Raw genomic sequence first — 4,144 nt, 5'->3', positions numbered from 1 at the left:
CTGAGCAAGCTTGCCGGCCATCCGCTGGTGGCGACGTTCTGCGCCGCACCCGCCACCGACATCACCCTGGACCTGGTGCGCGCCGAGCTCGAAAGCCTGCCAACACCCGCCGGCGCCACCCTGCTTGGCGAACTGCTGGTGATCCGCCTGCTCGACCACGACAACCAACACCTGCAACGCACCCTGCAACGCCTGTGGCATGTGCTGCGTCCGGCCGTGATCGGCCTGGCGCCATGCCCGCCGCGTATCTGGGCCACCTGAGAGAGGCACGATGGAGCTGACCCCAAGAGAGAAAGACAAGCTGCTGCTGTTCACCGCCGCCTTGCTGGCCGAGCGCCGCCGCGACCGTGGCCTGAAGCTCAACTACCCCGAAGCCGTGGCGCTGATCAGCGCGGCGGTGCTCGAAGGCGCGCGCGATGGCCGCACCGTGGCGGAACTGATGAGCCTGGGCCGCGAAGTGCTCAGCCGCGACCAGGTGATGGACGGCGTGCCCGAGATGATCCACGACGTCCAGGTCGAAGCCACGTTTCCCGACGGCACGAAGCTTGTGACCGTGCATGACCCCATCGTCTGACAGCCGCAGGAGCGCAGCATGATCCCAGGAGAAATCCAGGTCGCCGCCGGCGACATCGAACTCAACGCCGGCCGCCCGACCACCCAGGTCAGCGTGGCCAACCATGGCGACCGGCCGGTGCAGGTCGGCTCGCACTATCACTTCTACGAAGTCAACGACGCACTGGTGTTCGACCGCGCCGCGGCGCTGGGCTACCGGCTGGACATTCCCGCCGGCACCGCCGTGCGCTTCGAGCCGGGCCAGGCGCGCACCGTGCAACTGGTGGCCTACGCCGGCAAGCGCGAGGTCTACGGCTTCCAGGGCAAGGTGATGGGCGCCTTGGGAGACCACGCATGAGCCGCTTGTCCCGCAAGGCCTACGCCGACATGTTCGGCCCTACCGTGGGCGATCGCGTGCGCCTGGCCGACACCGCGCTGTGGGTCGAGGTGGAGAAGGACTTCACGGTCTATGGCGAGGAGGTCAAGTTCGGCGGCGGCAAGGTGATTCGTGACGGCATGGGGCAGGGCCAGATGGTTTCGGCCGAGTGCATGGACCTGGTGCTGACCAATGCCCTGATCATCGACCACTGGGGCATCGTCAAGGCCGACATCGGCGTCAAGGCCGGGCGTATCGCGGCGATCGGCAAGGCCGGCAACCCGGACGTGCAGCCTGGGGTGACCGTGCCGGTGGGCCCGGGTACCGAGGTGATCGCGGCCGAGGGCAAGATCGTCACGGCAGGCGGCGTCGACTCGCACATCCACTTCATCTGCCCGCAGCAAGTGGAGGAGGCGCTCACCAGCGGCATCACCACCTTCATCGGCGGCGGCACGGGGCCGGCCACCGGCACCAACGCCACCACCTGCACCCCGGGCCCCTGGTACCTGGCGCGCATGCTCCAGGCCGCCGACAGCCTGCCGATCAACATCGGCCTGCTGGGCAAGGGCAATGCCTCGCGTCCCGAGGCCCTGCGCGAGCAGATCGAGGCCGGTGCCGTGGGCATGAAGCTGCACGAGGACTGGGGCTCGACCCCGGCGGCCATCGACTGCTGCCTGGGCGTGGCCGAGGAGATGGACGTGCAGGTGGCGATCCACACCGACACCCTCAATGAGTCCGGGTGCATCGAAGATACCCTGGCGGCCATTGGCGACCGCACCATCCATACCTTCCACACCGAAGGGGCGGGCGGCGGCCATGCCCCGGACATAATCCGCGCCGCGGGCCAGGCCAACGTGCTGCCGTCCTCGACCAACCCCACCTTGCCCTACACGGTCAACACGGTCGACGAGCACCTGGACATGCTCATGGTCTGCCACCACCTGGACCCCAGCATCCCTGAGGACGTGGCCTTTGCCGAGTCGCGCATCCGCCGCGAGACCATCGCCGCCGAGGACATCCTGCACGACATGGGCGCGTTTTCCATGACCTCGTCCGACTCCCAGGCCATGGGCCGGGTCGGTGAAGTGGTGCTGCGCACATGGCAGGTCGCCCACCAGATGAAAGTGCGCCGCGGGCCGCTCCAGCCGGACAGCGACTACAGCGACAACTTCCGGGTCAAGCGCTACATCGCCAAGTACACCCTCAACCCGGCGCTGACCCATGGCATCGCCCACGAGGTGGGGTCGATCGAAGTGGGCAAGCTGGCGGACCTGGTGCTCTGGGCCCCGGCCTTCTTTGCGGTCAAGCCGGCCCTGGTGATCAAGGGCGGGATGATTGCCACGGCGCCCATGGGCGACGTCAACGGCTCGATCCCGACCCCGCAGCCGGTGCATTACCGGCCAATGTTCGGCAGCCTCGGCGCGGCGCGCCACGCCACGCGCATGACGTTTCTGTCCCAGGCCGCGATGGATCGCGGGCTGGCCGAGCAGTTGAACCTGCGCAGCCTGATCGGCGTGGCCAAGGGCTGCCGCCAGGTGCGCAAGGCCGACATGGTCCACAACAACCTGCAACCGGTGATCGAGGTCGATTCGCAAACCTACCAGGTGCGCGCCGACGGCGAGTTGCTGGTGTGCGAGCCCGCCACCCGGTTGCCGCTGGCCCAGCGTTATTTCCTGTTCTGAAGGAGGCTACATGATTGTCCTGACCCGCCGTATCACCGAGGGCGCCGCGCCCACCGGCAGCGTCACCCTGAGCGTGGACGCGCGCATCAAGAGTCGCTTGCGCGTGCGGCTCGACGATGGCCGCGACGCTGGCCTGATGCTCGAACGCGGCCACTTGCTGCGTGGCGGCGAGCTGCTGGGCGACGAACAGGGCGCCCACGTGATCCGCGTGCTGGCCGCCCCTGAAGCGGTGTCCACCGTGCGCTGCGCCGACCCGCTGCTGCTGGCGCGCGCCGCCTATCACCTGGGGAACCGCCACGTGCCGCTGCAGATCGAACCGGGCCTGTTGCGCTACCAGCACGACCATGTGCTGGACGACATGCTGCGCGGCCTGGGCCTTGCGGTCGAGGCCGAACAGGCGCCGTTCGAGCCAGAGGCGGGCGCCTACCAGAGCGCACCGCATGGCCATGGTCATGGTCACGGTCACAGCCATGCCCATGGCCAGGACCACCCCTTCGTGCGCCTGCCTGGCCATGCTCACTCCTGATTCCACCAGAAGAAGAAACCCCATGAACAAACATCTCGCCCTGATCCTGTTGCTCGTCGCCGCGCCAGCCTTCGCCCATCCTGGCCACGACACCCATCCGTTGCAGGATGGCCTGCTGCATCCACTGACCGGCCTTGACCACCTGCTGATGCTGCTGGGCACCGGCGTGCTCGCCGCGCTGACCGGCCGCACCCTGGCCTTGCCCCTGGCGACCCTTGGCGCGATGTTCGCGGGCGCCGTGCTCGGGCACCTGTTTGGCGGCGTGATCGGCATGGAGCAGATGATCATCGGCTCGTTGCTGGTGGCCGCGGCGGCCTTGCTCGTGCCTGGCCGACAGGTCCTGCTGGCCTTGGCCATGCCGCTGTTCGCGCTGTTCCATGGCTGGGCCCACGGCGTGGAAGCCAGTCCCGGCGCCTTCTGGCTGTTCAGCGCAGGCTTTGTCGCGGTCAGCGGCCTGTTGCTGGCGGCAGGGTTTGGCGCAGGCGTGCTGCTACGCCGGCATGCTCGCCTGCAGCAAGCTTTTGGCGGCGGGTTGCTGGCGGGCGCGGCGCTGGTCCTGGCCGGCTGATGCACACCGACCTGGCGCTGCTGCGCGTGCTGCAACTGGCCAGCCCCGGCTTGCCAGTGGGCGGCTTTACCTATTCGCAAGGCCTGGAATGGGCCGTCGAGGCCGGCTGGGTGACCGACACCGCGGGCTTCTGCGCCTGGCAGCGCGAGCAGTTGCACGACACCCTCGGTTGCCTCGACTGGCCCCTGCTGGCGCGCCTTTATCGGGCCTGCCAGGCCGACGATGCGCGCGCCTTCGCCCACTGGACGCGATTTTTGCTGGCCAACCGTGAAACCGCCGAGCTGCGTCTTGAAGAGCGCCAGCGCGGAAGCGCCCTGGCGCGCCTGCTCGATGGCTGGCAACTGGCGCAGGACCGGGCCTGGCGCGACAGCCTCGCGCAAAGCCAGCTGGCCGGCATGGCCTGGCTAGGCGCGCACTGGAACGTCCCCCTGCGCGACCTG

At 68.6% G+C, this 4,144-nt stretch carries 6 protein-coding genes and 1 pseudogene; all 7 read left to right on the top strand.

Annotation, left to right across the window (positions count from 1 at the left end; translation table 11 throughout):
• A pseudogene (locus VJS90_RS05900) lies at window positions 1-261 on the top strand (urease accessory protein UreD); the annotation flags it as partial.
• Between the two features lie 10 nt (window positions 262-271).
• Entirely contained in the window at window positions 272-574 is a 303-nt protein-coding gene (locus VJS90_RS05895; RefSeq protein ID WP_324119982.1) for an urease subunit gamma, read from the top strand.
• A gap of 18 nt (window positions 575-592) precedes the next feature.
• Entirely contained in the window at window positions 593-910 is a 318-nt protein-coding gene (locus VJS90_RS05890) for an urease subunit beta (protein WP_324119980.1), read from the top strand.
• Complete coding sequence (ureC, locus tag VJS90_RS05885) at window positions 907-2,610, top strand: urease subunit alpha (protein WP_324119976.1); 1,704 nt, start codon at window positions 907-909, stop codon at window positions 2,608-2,610. Before VJS90_RS05890 ends, ureC begins: the two co-directional genes overlap by 4 nt.
• Before the next feature lie 10 nt (window positions 2,611-2,620).
• Window positions 2,621-3,136 carry an urease accessory protein UreE gene (gene ureE, locus VJS90_RS05880; protein WP_324119974.1) on the top strand — a complete coding sequence of 172 codons (516 nt, stop codon included), beginning with the start codon at window positions 2,621-2,623 and terminating at the stop codon, window positions 3,134-3,136.
• 22 nt (window positions 3,137-3,158) lie between these two features.
• Entirely contained in the window at window positions 3,159-3,704 is a 546-nt protein-coding gene (locus VJS90_RS05875) for a HupE/UreJ family protein (RefSeq protein ID WP_324119972.1), read from the top strand.
• Window positions 3,704-4,144 (top strand): urease accessory protein UreF (locus VJS90_RS05870; RefSeq protein ID WP_324119969.1); only part of this gene is annotated, 441 nt, incomplete at its 3' end. The genes VJS90_RS05875 and VJS90_RS05870, both read left to right, overlap by 1 nt.

The organism is Pseudomonas sp., assembly GCF_035277045.1.
GTDB lineage: Bacteria > Pseudomonadota > Gammaproteobacteria > Pseudomonadales > Pseudomonadaceae > Aquipseudomonas.
This window is presented reverse-complemented; position numbering and strand designations above follow the sequence as displayed.